Annotated in this window: 14 protein-coding genes and 1 pseudogene; 7 read left to right on the plus strand and 8 right to left on the minus strand. The window is 60.9% G+C overall.

The features are described from left to right. The first annotated feature begins 207 nt into the window (after positions 1–207). A complete protein-coding gene (locus BM136_RS20065; protein ID WP_092974747.1) occupies positions 208–2,538 on the plus strand; it encodes a sialidase family protein in 2,331 nt (776 codons plus the stop codon). A gap of 213 nt (positions 2,539–2,751) precedes the next feature. Further along, positions 2,752–3,438 carry a hypothetical protein gene (locus BM136_RS25515; RefSeq protein ID WP_217649364.1) on the plus strand — a complete coding sequence of 229 codons (687 nt, stop codon included), beginning with the start codon at positions 2,752–2,754 and terminating at the stop codon, positions 3,436–3,438. A 70-nt stretch (positions 3,439–3,508) separates the two neighbouring features. Here the strand turns inward: BM136_RS25515 and BM136_RS20075 are convergent, their stop codons facing one another. From BM136_RS20075 to BM136_RS20085, 3 genes are read right to left on the minus strand one after another with little or no spacing between them, the layout of a single operon-like run. Continuing rightward, positions 3,509–4,432 carry an ADP-ribosylglycohydrolase family protein gene (locus BM136_RS20075; protein WP_092974749.1) on the minus strand — a complete coding sequence of 308 codons (924 nt, stop codon included), beginning with the start codon at positions 4,430–4,432 and terminating at the stop codon, positions 3,509–3,511. A gap of 24 nt (positions 4,433–4,456) precedes the next feature. Further along, entirely contained in the window at positions 4,457–4,729 is a 273-nt protein-coding gene (locus tag BM136_RS20080; protein ID WP_092974751.1) for a hypothetical protein, read from the minus strand. Between the two features lie 2 nt (positions 4,730–4,731). Further along, a complete protein-coding gene (locus tag BM136_RS20085; RefSeq protein WP_092974754.1) occupies positions 4,732–5,478 on the minus strand; it encodes a metallophosphoesterase family protein in 747 nt (248 codons plus the stop codon). 360 nt (positions 5,479–5,838) lie between these two features. On the opposite strand from BM136_RS20085, the gene BM136_RS20090 reads away from it, so the two are divergent. Next, positions 5,839–6,792 carry a restriction endonuclease gene (locus tag BM136_RS20090; protein WP_092974757.1) on the plus strand — a complete coding sequence of 318 codons (954 nt, stop codon included), beginning with the start codon at positions 5,839–5,841 and terminating at the stop codon, positions 6,790–6,792. 11 nt (positions 6,793–6,803) lie between these two features. On the opposite strand, the gene BM136_RS25765 is transcribed toward BM136_RS20090, so the two are convergent. Next, positions 6,804–7,022 (minus strand): retron Se72 family effector protein, encoded by a 219-nt coding sequence (locus BM136_RS25765; protein ID WP_092974760.1) that lies wholly within the window; start codon positions 7,020–7,022, stop codon positions 6,804–6,806. Continuing rightward, entirely contained in the window at positions 7,006–8,094 is a 1,089-nt protein-coding gene (locus BM136_RS20100) for a reverse transcriptase family protein (protein WP_175537177.1), read from the minus strand. The genes BM136_RS25765 and BM136_RS20100 overlap by 17 nt, the downstream gene beginning before the upstream one ends. Positions 8,095–9,244: 1,150 nt before the next feature. On the opposite strand from BM136_RS20100, the gene BM136_RS20105 reads away from it, so the two are divergent. Continuing rightward, entirely contained in the window at positions 9,245–9,523 is a 279-nt protein-coding gene (locus BM136_RS20105) for a hypothetical protein (protein ID WP_092974765.1), read from the plus strand. 653 nt (positions 9,524–10,176) lie between these two features. Here the strand turns inward: BM136_RS20105 and BM136_RS20110 are convergent. Continuing rightward, positions 10,177–10,809, minus strand: a complete 633-nt coding sequence (locus BM136_RS20110) for a TetR/AcrR family transcriptional regulator (RefSeq protein WP_092974768.1) — start codon at positions 10,807–10,809, stop codon at positions 10,177–10,179. A 146-nt stretch (positions 10,810–10,955) separates the two neighbouring features. Between BM136_RS20110 and BM136_RS20115 the strand changes: the two genes are divergently transcribed. Both BM136_RS20115 and BM136_RS20120 read left to right on the plus strand, forming a co-directional pair. After that, entirely contained in the window at positions 10,956–11,849 is an 894-nt protein-coding gene (locus BM136_RS20115) for an NAD(P)/FAD-dependent oxidoreductase (protein WP_092974771.1), read from the plus strand. A 98-nt stretch (positions 11,850–11,947) separates the two neighbouring features. Next, positions 11,948–12,811 (plus strand): class I SAM-dependent methyltransferase, encoded by an 864-nt coding sequence (locus tag BM136_RS20120; RefSeq protein ID WP_092974774.1) that lies wholly within the window; start codon positions 11,948–11,950, stop codon positions 12,809–12,811. Between the two features lie 86 nt (positions 12,812–12,897). On the opposite strand, the pseudogene BM136_RS25710 reads toward BM136_RS20120, so the two are convergent. Beyond that, positions 12,898–13,041, minus strand: a pseudogene (locus BM136_RS25710) (LuxR C-terminal-related transcriptional regulator); the annotation flags it as partial. A gap of 101 nt (positions 13,042–13,142) precedes the next feature. On the opposite strand from BM136_RS25710, the gene BM136_RS20130 reads away from it, so the two are divergent. Beyond that, a complete protein-coding gene (locus BM136_RS20130; protein WP_092974779.1) occupies positions 13,143–15,434 on the plus strand; it encodes a LamG-like jellyroll fold domain-containing protein in 2,292 nt (763 codons plus the stop codon). Positions 15,435–15,694: 260 nt separating this feature from the next. Here BM136_RS20130 and BM136_RS20135 read toward each other — a convergent pair whose 3' ends face one another. After that, a complete protein-coding gene (locus BM136_RS20135) occupies positions 15,695–16,090 on the minus strand; it encodes a helix-turn-helix domain-containing protein (RefSeq protein WP_254775705.1) in 396 nt (131 codons plus the stop codon). Positions 16,091–16,333: the final 243 nt, after the last annotated feature.

Below are 16,333 nucleotides of genomic sequence, written 5' to 3' on the forward strand. Positions count from 1 at the left end.
TCTCAAGAAAACTCATATTGCGTTGACCCATGCCGGCGCGCGGTGTCTTATCGCCCCCAGTGCGCGACACCCCACTTTAGTAGGGGGTGGCAAGCACCAGCAGCGACCGCGCTCTCAGCCAAACGCACGAGCTACCGCAGCGCTGCAGAGTTCGCCCGTCCGTCTGGCCTATCGATCAATCGAACAATCGAAGTCTTGAGACCCCCGATGAATAGAAATTGCAACGTCCTCATCCCGGCCTTGCTGGCCGCTCTTCTGGCCGGCTGCGGCGGCGACGGAAGCAGCGTCGCCGGTAGCGGCGGCACGGCTACACCGGCCACAACCGCAACCACAGGCACCGTCGTCTCGCCCAGCGGCAACCAGCCGGGAACCACCTGGACCAGCGTCAAGTGGGGCGGCGGCGGGTATGTCACCGGCCTCATCTACCACCCGAGCAACGCGGGCCTGCTGTATGCACGCACTGACGTTGGCGGCGCTTACCGTTGGGACACGGCCAGCTCCACCTGGACGCCCATCACAGACGGCATCGGTTTTGGCGCAGGCGAGGGCGATTTCCACGGCGTTGAAAGCATCGCGCTCGACCCGAACAACGACCAGCTCGTCTACATGATGACGGGCATTACCGTGACGCAGGGTCACAACGGCCGCATCTATATCTCCAGCGACCGCGGCAACACCTGGACGCACTACGATCTGCCGTTCCCGGTGGGCGGCAACGACAACGGACGCGGCACCGGCGAGCGCCTGCAGGTGGACCCGAACAACCCCACAACGCTGTTCTACGGCTCGCGCACGGCCGGCCTGTGGAAGAGCACGGATTCCGGCCACACCTGGGCGCAAGTCACAGGCCTGTCTTCCACCACTATCAACGGCGGCAGCTCCCCTATTGGCGTGGAGCAGGTGATTTTTGATACGTCGGGCAAGGGCGGCGGCCAGCCGACGTGGATCATGTGGGCCACCGTTGCGCCCGACTACGCCAACGCGGCGGGCCTGACGTCCACCCTGTACAGATCCACCAACGGCGGGTTTTCGTGGAGCCCGGTGTCCGTTCCGCAGGCGGTGTCGGGCTACTACATCCCGCACGTGGTACGCACGTCTGACGGCAACTTCTACGTGGTGTTCAACGCAGGCGTTGGCCAGGGCATCAACGGCCCGAGCTACCTCTACAAGTTCGGGGGCAGTAACGACAGCAACTGGACGCAGCTCAAAAGCTCCACCAGCAACGGCTTTGGCGGCTTGTCCGTCTCTGGTCTTGGCGCGTCTGCCCGCATCGCCCTTGGCATGACGGGCTGGAGCGACACCAGCAAGACCATCCAGCTATCTGACGACGGCGGCAGCACCTGGCGAGAAATCGAAGCCGGCATGCCGCACACCGGCCTTGCCTCAGGTGGCTGCGCTGGCTGGGTCGAGAGCGTCGTGATTGACCCAGCCAACCGCGATCACATCATGCACGTGCACGGTGGCGGCGTTTGCGAAACCATGAACGCCTCGTCGCCAGCGCCCACCTGGAGCGCCAAGGTCGACAACCTTGAAGAGACCGCCACCCTCGCGCTCGTGACGGCGCCGCCCGGTGCTTCGTACAACTTCATCAACAGCGCAGGCGACATCGGCACGTGGGTCAATACAGACCTCACGACGCGGCCGACCAAAGGCCCGTTGAACACGTGGAGCAGCGGCAACTCCGCCGACATGTCGTGGGCAGACCCGACGTACATTGCCGCCGCAGGTGTGGACAACGCCAACGGCCATGTCACCAAGGGCTTCTGGTCTGGCGATAGCGGCAATAGCTGGTCGACGTTTGCATCGCTGCCCAATGGCGCCGCCGCAAGCCAGAGCAACGTAGGCAACCTGGTCGTGCCGTCACGCAACAACGTGACCTGGGCACCGCCCGACTCGGTGCCGTCGTACACCACCAACAATGGCGCGAGCTGGACGGCCACCAACCTGCCGGCGTTCAGCGCCACCTGGAACGGCTACGCCCGTGGCTACCGCCTGGCCGCAGACCGCAAGAACCCCAACAAGGTCTACGCCTACGACTCCGGCGGCGCACCGTGGAGCTGGCAGCGCGGCAAGGTCTACGTCTCGAACGATGGCGGCCACACCTTCACGCTCAGCCAGGGCTCCGTCAACGCAAACATGGCCTGGAACTCGTGGTGGGATACATCGATGGCAGTCAACCCCAACGCCGAGGGCGACATCTGGCTGGCTGACGGCACAGCCGTGTACCACTCGGTGGATTCCGGCGCCACGTGGACAAAGCTCAACGCCTTTGCATCCGCCAACGGCACGATGGGCGCCACCGTGCTCACCTTGGGCAAGGCACAAGCGGGCGCGCCGTACTCCGCTGCCATCTACGTAGAAGGCACGCTCAACGGCGTCTGGGGCATCTACCGCTCTGACGACGGCGGCGCAACGTGGTCGCGCTTTAACGACGACGCACACCAGTTTGGCGGCTCCGGCGTGATGGCGGGCGACTGGAACACGTACGGCCGCATCTACGTCAATGGCGCCGCGCGTGGGCTGATCTATAGCAATTGATGTGGGGAGGACTGGTCGATCAACGATCCGTCGATCAGTCATTACGTCACCCGAAAGCTGGTTGTCGGCTTTCGGGTTTTTTTATAAGCGATCGAGAATGGGCGGCTTGAAGAATCGCTTCGGGATCGTGCCCATACCTTCGCTACGGTTGCCATGCCTGCCCCAGCGCGCGACAACAATGGAGTTCATCGCTAACCAAACACTCCGATCACTATGGGCGGCTGCATCTCTAAAACGGGCGGGGCGCGCGGTCCCGTCACGTACGGTTCCGATGGATATGAATCGGACGTCGAAACACGAAACAACCGCGCCACGTCGTCACAGGGCTCGCGTCCTGATGCAGCGCTGAGCGGCCTGGTCCCGTTGGCAAGACGTGTGTACGAAGACAGCACGCTTTACCATGGCACCAAGCGCGAGCACGTGCCATCGATCCGCAAAAACGGCTTCCAGAAGGAACGCAAAAGCGACGGAGCGACGGAAGGCGGCGGTGGCAACTTCATGATGCGATTCAGTAGTGGCGGCGTCACCGCTTCCAGCGAACACCACTACCTATCAAGCAGCCGTCAGATGGCGAAAGACTTCGCCATGTATGCCGACCCGGATCGGCCCGCGCTCGTGCGCACTATTGGCGTTGCAAACAACGTCCATCTGGAGAGCGACCCCTACTCCGAGGGGCCGGCGCTGCGCACCAGGGACTCGATTCCCCCGGCGTACGTGCTGGGTTCGAAGCGAAGCCCAGCAGGCGCCAACGCAAAAGTCTTTCGCGACGAAATGCAGAAGGCCGGTCACGATGTATCAACAAAGCAGGCCGGGCAACTGCTGAGGGAGGTGCAGTCCGATTCCGAGGACGATGCCTACCCATCCCACGACGAATTCATCATGCGCCATTTGCGCGGCTGAAGAAGGCGTTGATTGAGTCGGTCGCCCTGGGTGCCGGATGCGTTGGGCCCTGGGTCTGGCGCAGTTGTTGTCAGAGCTGCGCCAACAACGTTTCAGCGATCGCTCTGCCGTGCAACGCCGAACGCCAGCGCTTCGGAATCGCGTCTTCCCCGTACACCAGCCCAGCCAACCCGCCGGCAATACATGCCGTGGTGTCCGTATCGTTGCCCAGCGCGACCGCACGCTTAACGCAGTCCTCATAGCTGTGCGTTGACAGCACGCAGTGGATTGCCGACCAGAAGCTGTCCACCACATAGCCTGACCCTTGCGGTGCATCGAAGCGGCCGTCCAGTGCGATCTTCAGTTCGGTGTCGTCCGTGGTGCCGGCATGGCGTTCGAGCAGTTCGTCCTCCGCGGCGCGTACCGCATCGGCGGCGGACTGACCTTCCAGAATGCCCATCGCAGTCAGGCAGTAGAGCGCGCAACAGAGTTGAGAACGGATGTGGCCATGCGTGGGCAGACTCTGCTTGCGCGCAAGGTGGATCGCCTCGTCCCGAGAGGCCGCCACCATGACAACGGGCAGGCAACGCATGAGTGATCCGTTGCCGTTGTCGCGTTCGCCGCTCGGCCCCGACGTGGACGGGCTGGCGCCAGCCGCTATGGCGTAGAAAGCCTGCCGCGTTTGCAAGCCGATATCGAAGACATTCCCGTCGGGTGTGAAGGCCCCTTGCTGGAACCAGTTCAGCAGGTTCGCCGCAAATGCGTCGAGATCCAGTGTTGGATCGCGAACCAAGGCATCGAGCAGGGCGAGTGCCTGAGCACCGTCGTCGCTCCACGTGCCGGGCAGTACGCCCGCGTGAGCGCGGTTAAAGCCCGCTGGCGGCGTCATATCGATCTCTGCGGCGGGCGGGATCGAGGCTGCGTCGTGAAACTCGTACGGGACGCCCAGCGCATCACCGACCAGGAGGCCAAGCAGGCCGCCGCGCAGGCGGGCTTGGCGGGATGGGGTTGTCATGTGCTTGTTGTGGTTTGTAACGGCCTACTTTTTTGCGGCCCTCTCGTACGGCGCTACGTACGTCTCATACGACGTAAAAATGTCTTCGATGAGGGCAAAGTCCGGCACGAAGACATAGCCGATGATGCCAAGGATGCAGCGGACGACAATGCCCGTGTGTTCCCAGATCATGTAGAACGCGAACGCAAACACGACCCACGCCACCAGCATCCACACGACGCGCCATCGATACGCCGTGTACTGCTCGCGCGTCATCTTGGGCATCGCGGGCAACGGTTTCAATAGGTCGTTGAGCATGTCTAGCCCCGTGGGTCCACCTTGCCAGTGCGCAACGCAACCGCCCAATCCGGCCGGCCCCGCTGCTCCGCAATTGCCGCCGCATCATCCCACGCGTATTCAACCGCACGGAATTCCGCACTCCATTCACCCGCCTGTTCAGTCACGATGGCATAGCGCGCATGCGGGCTGCCGGTTTCAATCGAGTGGGGGAAAGGATAGGCATCGCTGTAAGCCTGCAGGCCGACACTGCCCGGGTTGACGATCAAGCGGCCATCCACCAACTTCATCGCGCGCGGCATATGGGTGTGGCCGCACAGCACGAGCTTGGCTTCGGCATCTTCGGCGCGGGAGAGCACTTCATCGTGCGTGGCTGCGCGGCACTCTTTCTCAGCAAGCGATTCCAGAAAGTAGGTCTGGTCGTGCTGGGCAGACCCGTGAACGAGCAGCACATCGTCGTCGATATACCGAAGCACCGGCAGGCTGGCAAACCATGCGAGCTGATCCGGCCGCAATTGCTCAAACGCATACTGATCTGACGCGCCCATGCGTGATGGATCACCCGCAAGAACCTGCCTTTCGTGATTGCCGCGAATGGTCGGCAGGTTCAGTGCCATCAACCGATCCACCGTTTCGCGCGGTTGCAGCGGGCCAGACGCAATATCGCCCAGGTTCACGATCAGATCGACGCCCTGGGCCTGAATGTCTTCCAGCACTGCGTCCAACGCGGCCAGATTGCCGTGAATATCGGAGAGGGCGGCGATTCTCATGGGGCGTGAGAGCCATGACGATATGGGAAATAGGTGCCGAATCGTACCGGAGAGTCTTTGCGTGAGTAAGTGAAAAAAGGACCGGCACCCGCAGCCACGCAGCGCCGCGCGCCACCACAGCCCCAAGATATGCCCAATTCTTAATTCAGATTTTCACCAAACATAAATCAGCATCCCGCATTCGATCTTTATCAACCCCCGCCCAAAAAACCTCCAAAGACCCCACCAACGGGGGCAGCGCAATCCCGATGCATCGCCTATGCTGTTTCCCAATTAAAAACCGGCGCCCTGATTTGAATCGGATTATCAGAGAAAGCGCCTAGTCCTAAATATCTAAAAGCATTAGGCCGGGGGCAGTAAATGGGGCGGAGGAGAAAACAAGCATCCACCAGCGACGTGCTGTTGGCGCTGCCGTGGTGGATGCTGGCGATTGGCTCGGCAGCCAGTTACCTGATTTTTCACAACATCCTCCCAGCCGCGTTTGCGGCCAACCCCATCTTGAGCAGTCTGGGGATGCTGGCGCGGGGGCTGGCCTGGATGCCCGCGCTGCTGCTCGCCTTCTTTGCCGTGCTGTCGTACCTGCGGGAGCGCAGCCAACAGGCCGATGCCCGGCTCGGCCCCCCGCGCACTGAACCGACTGGGCGCGCCCGCCCGCCGAAGGCGCCGCCCCAGCCCGCCGGCAACGCCACGGGCAGCAACACGCCCAACCCCGCACGCAACACCACCACACCCCCGCAAGCCCCCACACCGGCAGAACCCGCCACGCCCCAGAGCTGGACGCTGGAGGCCATCCAGTCGCTTGAGTGGAAGCGGTTTGAGCTGCTGTGCGTGCAGTACTACGAACAGATGGGGTTTGCGGTGAAGACGGTGCCGCACGGCGCAGACGGCGGCATTGACGCCACGCTGTACAAGGCCGGCCAGGACGCGCCCGTGGCGGTGGTCCAGTGCAAGGCGTGGTCCAAGCCCGTGAAGGTGGAACAGGTGCGGGCGCTGGGCGGCTCCATGCTGGCGCACAAGGTCAAGCGGGGCGTGTTCTGGTCTTTGTCGGGTTATGTCGGCAACCCGGTGCAGGAGTATTCCGGGCTTGCCGGTATCCAGCTATTGGACGGGCCGGCGGTGCTTGAGCGCATCCGCGCGCTGGCCGAAGACAAGCAGGCCGCGCTGCTGGCGAAGGTGTTTGATGGGGATTACCGGACGCCTTCGTGCCCGGCTTGCGGGGTGAAGCTGGTGGCGCGGAATGGGAGGAGTGGGGCGTTTTGGGGGTGTAGCAATTACCGGAGGGGGTGTCGGTATACGTTGCAGATGGGAAAGTAAAGTGCGCGCATCTAGCCGACGCGCTCGACTTGTTGAGCGTATGGTCCCTTTGCACTATTAAGCAGCTTGAACTTTACCTTTGCTCCTTCAAAAACATCCGATTCTTCGCGTACGTCTCGAAAGTAGAAAAAAACGTCTTTCCCTTTCTCTCTGCTAATAAAGCCGAATCCCTTAAACGGATAGTAGGCCTTCACGATGCCGTACTCTGTGTTTTCAGATTGGCTCGTCATATAATGCCTCGTCGGATTGATTAATTGGTTTGCAGGTTGCTAATTTTTCCCTAAGGCGACGCGCTAGTCGCGGATCGCTGCGCGCGACAATATTAATTCTCTGCATTGTTTTGAAATAATTCAAATTGAAGGCGTATTCCTCCCTGTCAGATTCAGATGATCGGCTGAGAACATTGACGATGTTTATTGTCTTTGTAAGTTCATTTGCGTCATAAAGCGGAAGAATGTCTGCAAGTGTTTTCCTGAATCTCTCGGCTTCAGCATGGCCAACGTGGTTCAGCATTGCGACTTTTCCTGAGACACTTGCATGTGCCTTGTGATAGCTCTGGCTCGTTCGGCTAGTCATCGCAGCGACGGCGCACTGATGGACCTCCGTGCGAATCTTTCGACGATTATCAGTGCTGACCCTGGGGCTGCCTCTATTAAGCCAGAGGCCTGTAACTTCCATTAATATCTTCGGGTTGCTCCGTGACGAAATTCTCGTCTTTTTGTTTTTTAGCTTTAAGCCCTTTTCTCGAAGCATTCTCGCTACCATATCGATGAGCTTGGAGATTCTCTGCTCAGATAATGGTTTTGTCGAGGATATCGTTATGTCATCAAGGAGTCTCGTGTATATGAGTCCAGCGTTTTCGCAGTACTGGGCTAGATGATACTCGGTGTCATGTAAAACGAGATTGGCCAAGTGAGAGCTGGTGGCTGCGCCTTGGGGGAGCTTATTCTGAAATGTCGTAAGTTTGGCGAGCAGCTCGGAAACTTCCGGGCTAAACTTGAAGAAATATTGAAATATGTTCAGAACGCGGTGAAACGATATTGATGGATAAAAATCCTTTACGTCCAACGCAATGACTACATGAGCCGAACGATGCGCACTGGCATTCCGTACGTAATCTTTCCCCTCAATGCCACCATACAGATAGGGAGGGTAGACAATATTCGAAAATATCTCCCGATTGATGCGCTTCTGGAGCGTCTTAAGGTGAAGGCTGGGAATGACGATGGCGCGTACTTTTCCGTCCGCTTTCGGTATTTCGTATGGTGTGTAGTGTTTTTCTATATTTCTTGCCGTATGCATAAGCACAGGCTCGGCCGCGCGAAGTGCAGCAGATAAGGATGAAACTGTGCCAATCGGCTTTTTTGTATAGTATGGCCGCATAAGCTAAAAAAAAGTAGGCACCTACTCTACTTCAGATGATGATGAAGATAATCCCAAGGTAGAGATTCCAACAAAAACCAACACTTGGAAACCAAGGTGGCAATGCCGAACCAGCGGTTAGCGCTGTCTATAATGTTGGTCTGCTCCCGCTTTGCAACATTCGTTTTCTTGGCAGCGCGAGCGCCGCCTTTCGTAGTGCTTGTTTTACGCTTTCGCATAAATTCTCCTTTATTCAGATTACGCCGGATCAAAGATCCGACTGCTCATCACCGAATAAAGGAACGGAAACAAAAAACTCACCGCTGGCTCAGGTGCCTACGCATTTTGCTCATCAACCGTAGTTAGATGCAGTCATCAATTTATTGACGCGACGGCAAACACCGCGCACCCCATTGATGGGCCGTCATCCCGGTCATGTTCTGACTTTAGAAAGACAAACCAGAACGTCTCATGCGAGACTTAGATTTTCCGTTCAAGCGAACAACGATTTTTCGAAAACAGACAACCTAGGCGATACGCCTAGTTGGCACAAATTTAAATGGTCTTCGCTAGAAATTCTACCCGCCGAAAGTTGGGGTGACAGTGTGGTTAAGCGCTGAAAATTTGCCTTGGTAGTGAGTCTTATAAGCGAAGAGGGCTAGTCATTTTGTATGGGCGAGAGTTTGCTGCCTGCGTTTCCAATGGGAGAAAACGCCATCCTTCTTACCCAACTTGATTCACTTACTTCGAACCGGCTAAACTCCCCCCGCTGCGGCAACAACCGCAGCCGGGACTGCAATCCCGAACAAGTATTTCCCGTGAGTGCCGATACAGCCCTCGCGTGTCGTCGTTCGCCCTACGGGCGGGCCTCGGCAGGGAGGGCCTCGGCCCTGCCGGTTCTTGGAAACACTTGTCGGTATTGCAGACCTTGTCGTGTGCCCGCCCACCCTCACCGGTGGGTGGCTCCTCACTCAACCAGAGGCAAGACAATGGATCAACCGACCCAAGCTGTACCCATCCCACGCGGGCATCGCCCCGCAAACTGTTACTTCACCTGCATCGTGCAGCGTCCTCCGTCAGGAGGTGCCCGATGAGCCTTGAAGACAATCTCCTGTATGCACAAGGCGCCCTGAGCGCGCGGGATTATCTGCGGCGCACCCAAATGAACATGAAGGTGCAGCGGCAGTTCAGCCCCCAGACATTGCGCTTGGAATACCAGCATCAGGTCAAGGACAAGGCCGTTGAATACCAGGCCGGGTTTCTCGATGCGATTGGCGCCTTCATGCTGACATCGCTGGATGGCGTAACCGTGGACTTGTACCGGTGGGAAGTCCTGCACGTGCTGGCACGTGCGAACAAGCAGAAATAAAAAAACAGCAGCAAAGCGAACCCGCGACGGGCGGGGGCGCCAGGCCAGGGCACAACGCCCAGCCCTCTACGTGCCGAGCCCAACGGGCCGTGCACGACACTCAACGGCCCGACCGCCAAGGTCTGAGGCCCAAACGCCGAGCGCCAACACCCAAGCGCCGCTCGCAGACATTCAAATTTTCGAGCTCAAACACTCGCGCGCCGAGGTCAGACACCCGCGTGCCGACCTAAAACAGTCGAACGCTGGGGTCAGAGGTCCAACCGCCGAGGTTTAAGGTCCGACAAATCGGAGCTTGGAGGGCCGATCGTGCGGTTCTGAACTCGGAACATGGAGGTCAGAGGTCCAAAGATGGGGCTCAGAGGCCCAACCATGGGCTTCAGAACTCCAAGCGTGAGGTTCCGAACTCCACATGCCGAGCTTGGAGCTTCGAACGTCGAATTCAGAACTCGGAGCGCGGAGTTCAAAGCGTCAAACGCCGGGTTCAGAACTCCAAACGTGGGGTTCGGAACTCCAAAGGTCGAGTTCAGAACGCCAATTGCAGAGTTCAGAACTCGGCACGCGGGACCAAGGGTGGCAGCCGGTAGGCCGGGCCTGTCGGGGTTTCCGGGCCCGTCAGAATTTCCGTGTTCTTCACCGGCCGTGAAAGCGCACCTTTAGGTGCCACCGTGCGCGGCGATGAACAGGGCGACGGCCGCCCGGCAATAGGATTCGATTTCGTTGTTGTCTTCCGCTCTCGCCTCATCAAAGCGTGCGATCAGCAAGAGATCCGACCCTTTGAAAAGTGCGGCAAACAAGCGGGCGGACAGGTGCGTATCGGGCACGTTCAGCATCCCTTTCGCGTGCAGCTGACGCAATACGGCCTCGATGTGGGCGATGACACGGGCAGGCGCGGCTTCGTAATGAAGCTTGCTTAACGACTGTTGATTCGTCTTGTCGGCCAGGACCATGGCTTCGACGCTGCGGACGTCCGGGCTCAACAGCGTGCGCAGCAGGGATGAGCCCACCGCCATGAGCTGATCTTCGGCCGAACCGTCGACGCCTTCAGAAAGGGCCTGCGGTGCAAATTGATCGCAGCGGGCCACCATGGCCGCGCTGAACAGCGCCTCTTTGTTCTCGAAGTGCCGATAGATGCTCAGCTTGGATATCTTCGCCCGCTGGGCAACCTTGTCCATCGTCGTCGCTTGAAAACCCAATTCCACAAAGAGTTCGCAGGCGGCGTCGACGATCGTTTGGCGAAGCGCTTCGTTGGCGGGCCGGCCGCGCCGGCTTTGGCTGTTTTCGGTCACGACAATTAAGGTACTTGACAGTATTGAAATTGGTTAATACGATACCACTCAGTATCGCAATGTGCAAGACAAGGGCAGGTTTCAACCGGTTGTGCAGATCAGGTTTCCCCGGCCCACCCCTCATCCACAACACGGAGCCCATCACCATGAATGACGTCATCATCATCGGCGGCAGCTTTGCCGGCCTCGCCGCCGCACTGCAGCTTGGCCGTGCCCGCCGCAAAGTCACCGTTCTCGATACCGGCCGGCCACGCAACCGCTTTGCAGGCCACTCGCATGGCCTGCTCGGCCACGATCACAAGCCGCCGCTGGATATCCTGGCCGAGGCGCGGCAGCAGCTTGCGCGCTATCCAACGGTCAGCCTCGTCCACGCCCGGGCCGAGAGCGTGTCTGGCGCCATCGATGATTTCTGCGTCGTCACTGACGATCACGAAACCCTGAGGGCGCGCCGCGTGATCCTGAGCTATGGCGTCGCCGACCAGATGCCTGATGTGCCGGGCTTTGCCGAAAGCTGGGGCACGTCCATCGTGCCGTGCCCGTATTGCGATGGCTTTGAAGTCGCCGGCCAGCATTGGGGCCTTGTCTGGTCCAGCCCGCAGTCGTATCAGTCTGCCAAGCTGTTCCGCGATTGGACTGACAAGTTGACTGTCTTCGCCGATGGTCGTGACATTGCGCCCGATATTCAGGCCGATCTGGTGCGCCGCAACATCCCTCTCGTCGATGGCCGGATCGTCGAGATCGCGCACAAGAAGGGCCATATCACCACCGTTAATCTCGATACCGGCCGCAATGTCGCGGTCGACATCCTATTCGCCAATCCGCGCAACAAGCCGTCCGCAAGCCTGCATGAATCACTGGGCCTCGCCACGCTCGATACGCCCACTGGCGTAGTGCTCAACGTCGACGACCGACGCCAAACCAGCATGCCCGGCATCTACGCCGCCGGCGACCTCACCACGCCCTTCTTGCCATCGGTCACCCAAGCATCCTCGCAGGGGGCGATGGCGGGCATCTTCGCCCAGCAGTCGATGGTTGTTTGAGAGCACAGATTCCCCTCTCCCGTTGCGTCGTCGCCTTCAAAAAAAGGTTGGCGTAGAACGGCGCTGTGAAAGGTGGATCGTCAAGTCAAGGAGATGACATGGCAAAGCAAAGTGCGGATCAGGTTGGTGACTGGAATGGTCAAAGCGGTGAGCGTTGGGTCGCCAACCAGGCGCGGCTGGACGCTCTCGTAGCGGTGTTCGGCCAAGCCGCGATAGAAGCCGCCGCGCCCGCAGCGGGCGAGCGCGTGCTGGACGTCGGCTGCGGCGCTGGCGCGTCGACTCTAGCTCTGGCATCCCGCGTTGGCGCGGAGGGCCAAGTGCTGGGCGTGGACATATCCGAACCGCTGATCGACCGAGCGCGCGCGCTTGCGCCAAAGGATTCGCTGGCACTGTTTCAGGTGGCCGACGCCAGTAGCGCAGCGCTGCCCGAAGGCGCGTTCGACATCCTGTTCTCGCGTTTCGGGGTGATGTTCTTCGACGATCCGACAGCGGCGTTCGCGCATATGCGACGCGCGCTCCGGCCGGGCGGCCGGGTCGCTTTCGTCTGCTGGCGCGGTGCGGCCGAGAACGACTGGATGCGCCTGCCAGTGGGCGCGCTCAAGGGCATCCTCCCGCCGAGCGCGCTGCCCGATCCCGAAGCACCCGGCCCGTTTTCGTTCGGTGACCGGGAACGCGTTGCACGCATCCTGATGGCGGCCGGCTTTAGCGATATCGCTATCTCGCCCTTCGACGCGGCCGTCCCATTCGGCGAGGGCGAAACGCGGGACGCCGCGATTGACGACGCAGTGAAGATGACGCTCGAAGTCGGCCCGCTGTCGCGGGTGCTCGCTGATCAGCCCGACGACATTCGCGCCCGCGCCTCGGCCGCAGTTCGTGCCGCCTTTGCGAGCCTTCCCGGCGAGCGGTCGGTGATGATCAACGGCGCCGCGTGGATCGTCATGGCGCGCAATCCGGCAGGCTGACAGGGATTAAGAGGGAAGACGCGCTCGGTGGAGCGAGGCGTCTGTGGCCGGGCTCAGTGCAGCCAAGCGAGTTCGAAACACCACCCCTACCGACTGCGTTGATAAATCGTCGCCAACTCAGTGCGGTTGCGCGCTCCCATGCGCACAAGCGGTTGGCGCATGTGGCTTTTAACGGTTTCCACGCTGATGTGCAGCCGTTCCGCACTCTCGGAGTTCGACCGGCCGCACGCCCGAACACTCAAAAATCCTCACCGTTTGCCCATTTGCGTTGACGCGCCTTCGCACGCTGCCATACGGTTGCGCCATTAAAAAAAGATGGTCGGGTCAATACATGATGAAAAAATCCGTGGAACGCGCCAGCGTCGGCGCGGTGCCTAATCCTGTGCGTCGAGCGCTGTCATTGGGTCTGGGGCTGTTCCCCTTGTTGCCGTTTTTGCCGGGATGCGGTGGAGGGGGCGAAGACGCTTCCGCAGCGGGGCTAGGCCAGCCGCAAGAGAAGACAGGCGGCACGGTCCCGACCGCCCCGACTGCCCCGGCCACTCCAGCACCTGCGACGGCTGCGTCGGCGTATGAGAGTGGCGTCTTCCGCCACCCGGCCCTGCTGGTGACTGAAGACGCCTTCACCCGCATCCGCGCGCATATCAAGGCTGGTGACCAGCCGTGGACGAACTGGTGGAACACGCTGGGCGTCGATCGCTTCGGCACGCTCGACACTAAGCCCTTCCCGCTGCCCGCTGTCTACCGGGCCGATGGCAGCAAGAACAACCTGTACGTGGATATCTGGCGCGCGTGGTCTCTGGTGCTGCACTGGAAGTTGTCTGACCCGCAAGACAACCGCTATGCCGATAAGGCAGTGGAGTTCCTGGACGCTTGGGCCAGCACCCTGAAGGTGATCGGAACGGTGCCCCCGGGCTCGACCGCCCATGACGACCACACCTTCATCATCCTGGCCGGCATTCAAGGGCACCAGTTGGCGCAGATTGGCGAAGTCCTGCGCACGTACTCCGGCTGGGCACCCGCAAGCCTGAAGCGCTTTCAGGACATGCTGCTCAACGTTTTCGCGCCCATCTGCTCGAACTTCCTCAGCGACGGGCGCATCGGCTCGCATGCCAACTGGGACATGGCCTCGATGGCGGGCGCCATGGCCATCGGCGTGTTCTGCGACAAGCCGGATCTGTACCGCCTGGCCTACGACTGCTACGCGGGCAACAACCGCGGCAAGCTGCGCAATTTCGGCAATGGCTCGATCGTGCACGGCGTGTACTACATGCACCCGGGCCATTTCGGGCAGTGGGAAGAAAGCGGGCGCGACCAGGGCCACTCCACGTTGGGTATGTCACTGGGTGGGGACTTGATGGAGATGGCCTGGAACCAGGGCGACGATCTCTACGGGCTCTATAACAACCGCTTCCTTTCTGCGGCCGAGTACGTGGCGCGATCGAACCTGCTGGACGAGAACGGCAAGCCGTATGCGATGCCCTATGCACGCGAGCAGAACCCCACGGCCCCGCACCCGGCACCGTGGACGGAGGTGAACCAGTCGTTCCAGCACCGCCGCAATGCGTGGGAGCCCATCTACAACCACTACGTCAATCGCATGGGGCTGGCCGCGCCCAACGTCGCGCGCATGGTGACGTGGTGCGAGCCGAACTACGGCGGCAGCAGCGACGACGTGATGTACCCCACGCTCACGCAGCGTCTCTCGCCTTATGCGGGGCCGATGAAGCCACCGTCTGGGCTCACGGCGCATTTGCGCGGCAACCGCGTCGTGCTGTCGTGGTGGGGCAGCGTGGGCGCGACGTCGTATGCGGTCAAGCGCGCCAGCCAGGCCAACGGCCCCTTCAGCCTGCTGGGCACGGTCTCGGCCAGCGAGCTGCTCACCTACAGCGATACCCCGCCCAACGGCATCTGGTTCTATCAGATCAGCGCCCAGGGCAACGGTGCGCCGAACACGGGCTCCAACGTGGCGCGCATTGCCGTGCCGGGTGAGACGCGGCTGTCATTGCCGCTGAACGACCCGAACGGCACCGGCACGGTCGGCGCGGTGCTGACCGCCGCCGGCACTACGGCCTTGGTGCAGGGCACGCTGCTGGACGGCGCAACCTGGGGCGACGGGCGCGTCAACGACAAGGCCATCGCGTTCGACGGTCAGAAGGCAGGCCTGCAGTTGCCGTCTGGGCTGTTTGCTGACCTGGACGACTTCAGCCTGTCTTTCTGGGCCTACGCGAATGGGCTGCACTGGGATAGCTGCATGTTCTTCGCAGGGCAGGACGCGAATGCAGCCATGTTTGTCGCGCCCCAGTCCGGCTCGGGCGTGCTGCGTTTCGGGATCTTCGGGGCGACAGGCAACGACATGCAGGCTGTAGATGCCCCGTGGGCCATGCCGATTCGCCGCTGGGTCCATGTGGCGGTCACGCTGCAGGGCAACACCTGCCGCCTCTACGTAGACGGCACGGAGGTGGGGAAGAACGACGACATGCTGTTGTCGCCGCGGCAGGTTGGCGATCAGGTGACCTTCCTGGGCCGCAACTGGGCGCATCCATCGTTCAACGGGCGCATTCAGGGCTTCCGCGTTCAGGCGGGGGCGTTGAGTGCCGCGGAGGTTGCGACGCTGGCGCGCTGACGTAACGGCGCATCGCAAGGTTGCCGGACAATCCCTCGCGGCCGGAAGGGTGCACGCATGTTGCGCGCACTCGCAGTGCAGCGGGGGGTGTACGAATCTGCGCGCATTAGGGCGCTCGCCCAGCGTCAAACGGAGTCACATGCGGCAATCGGCCATGTGATGACCCATGCCAGCAAGCCGGATCAAACGGCTGCGCTGTGCTCCCAATCAGAACGTACCGCACGCGAAATGTTGCGCGAGCCAGGCGCTGCTTGGCCGGCTCAGCGGCTGCGTTGGTAAATCGTCGCCAGCTCTGTGCGGTTGCGTGCACCCATGCGCACGAGCAGTTGGCGCACGTGCGTTTTGACGGTCTCGACGCTGATATGCAGCCGTTCGGCAATCTCTGAATTGGAGCGGCCGCAGGCCACCTCTTTCAGGATGTCGCATTGGCGCGGGGTGAGGGGTTTCGGCTCCAGCGTGGCGGGCGATGGGCTGGCCTCCATGTCGTTGGCCGCCGCCTGCGGTTTCAATGCGCCGCTCAGCATCTGCTGCACGTCTTCCAGCGCCATGGGCTGCAGCTTGGCCGCTGAAGGCAGCCAGGTGGAATCATTGAGGAGCGAAGTGTCGAGAAAGATGACAGCCAGCGATGTCGGGGCGGCGTCCCAGCGCGCAACCATGGCGGTCGATGGAAGGCCAGGACGGCATATGTCTGGCGGACTGGTCGACGGTGGTGTTTGCGCTGGCATGCGGGTTCCTCTTCGAAAAGCACGATGCAACTTGATTTGAGGCCAGGCGGCGGCTCGCAGCCGCGGCAACCAGCCTTCGTCAGGCGCACTATCGCAAAATCGGGCGGCCCGCAACCATCGCTATGGATAGCGATGGCCGGTACGGCACAACTGCGCTAGGCGTTCTGGCCGATC

Source organism: Ralstonia sp. NFACC01, assembly GCF_900115545.1.
Classification (GTDB): Bacteria; Pseudomonadota; Gammaproteobacteria; order Burkholderiales; family Burkholderiaceae; genus Ralstonia; species Ralstonia mojiangensis.

Coding starts and splice junctions, on each gene's coding strand:
- BM136_RS25515 (WP_217649364.1), top strand. CDS start 2,752: ATGGGCGGCTGCATCTCTAAAACGGGCGGGGCGCGCGGTCCCGTCACG.
- BM136_RS25765 (WP_092974760.1), bottom strand. CDS start 7,022: ATGACGAGCCAATCTGAAAACACAGAGTACGGCATCGTGAAGGCCTAC.
- BM136_RS20080 (WP_092974751.1), bottom strand. CDS start 4,729: ATGCTCAACGACCTATTGAAACCGTTGCCCGCGATGCCCAAGATGACG.
- BM136_RS20085 (WP_092974754.1), bottom strand. CDS start 5,478: ATGAGAATCGCCGCCCTCTCCGATATTCACGGCAATCTGGCCGCGTTG.
- BM136_RS20120 (WP_092974774.1), top strand. CDS start 11,948: ATGGCAAAGCAAAGTGCGGATCAGGTTGGTGACTGGAATGGTCAAAGC.
- BM136_RS20135 (WP_254775705.1), bottom strand. CDS start 16,090: ATGGTTGCGCGCTGGGACGCCGCCCCGACATCGCTGGCTGTCATCTTT.
- BM136_RS20065 (WP_092974747.1), top strand. CDS start 208: ATGAATAGAAATTGCAACGTCCTCATCCCGGCCTTGCTGGCCGCTCTT.
- BM136_RS20100 (WP_175537177.1), bottom strand. CDS start 8,094: ATGCATACGGCAAGAAATATAGAAAAACACTACACACCATACGAAATA.
- BM136_RS20130 (WP_092974779.1), top strand. CDS start 13,143: ATGATGAAAAAATCCGTGGAACGCGCCAGCGTCGGCGCGGTGCCTAAT.
- BM136_RS20090 (WP_092974757.1), top strand. CDS start 5,839: ATGGGGCGGAGGAGAAAACAAGCATCCACCAGCGACGTGCTGTTGGCG.
- BM136_RS20115 (WP_092974771.1), top strand. CDS start 10,956: ATGAATGACGTCATCATCATCGGCGGCAGCTTTGCCGGCCTCGCCGCC.
- BM136_RS20105 (WP_092974765.1), top strand. CDS start 9,245: ATGAGCCTTGAAGACAATCTCCTGTATGCACAAGGCGCCCTGAGCGCG.
- BM136_RS20075 (WP_092974749.1), bottom strand. CDS start 4,432: ATGACAACCCCATCCCGCCAAGCCCGCCTGCGCGGCGGCCTGCTTGGC.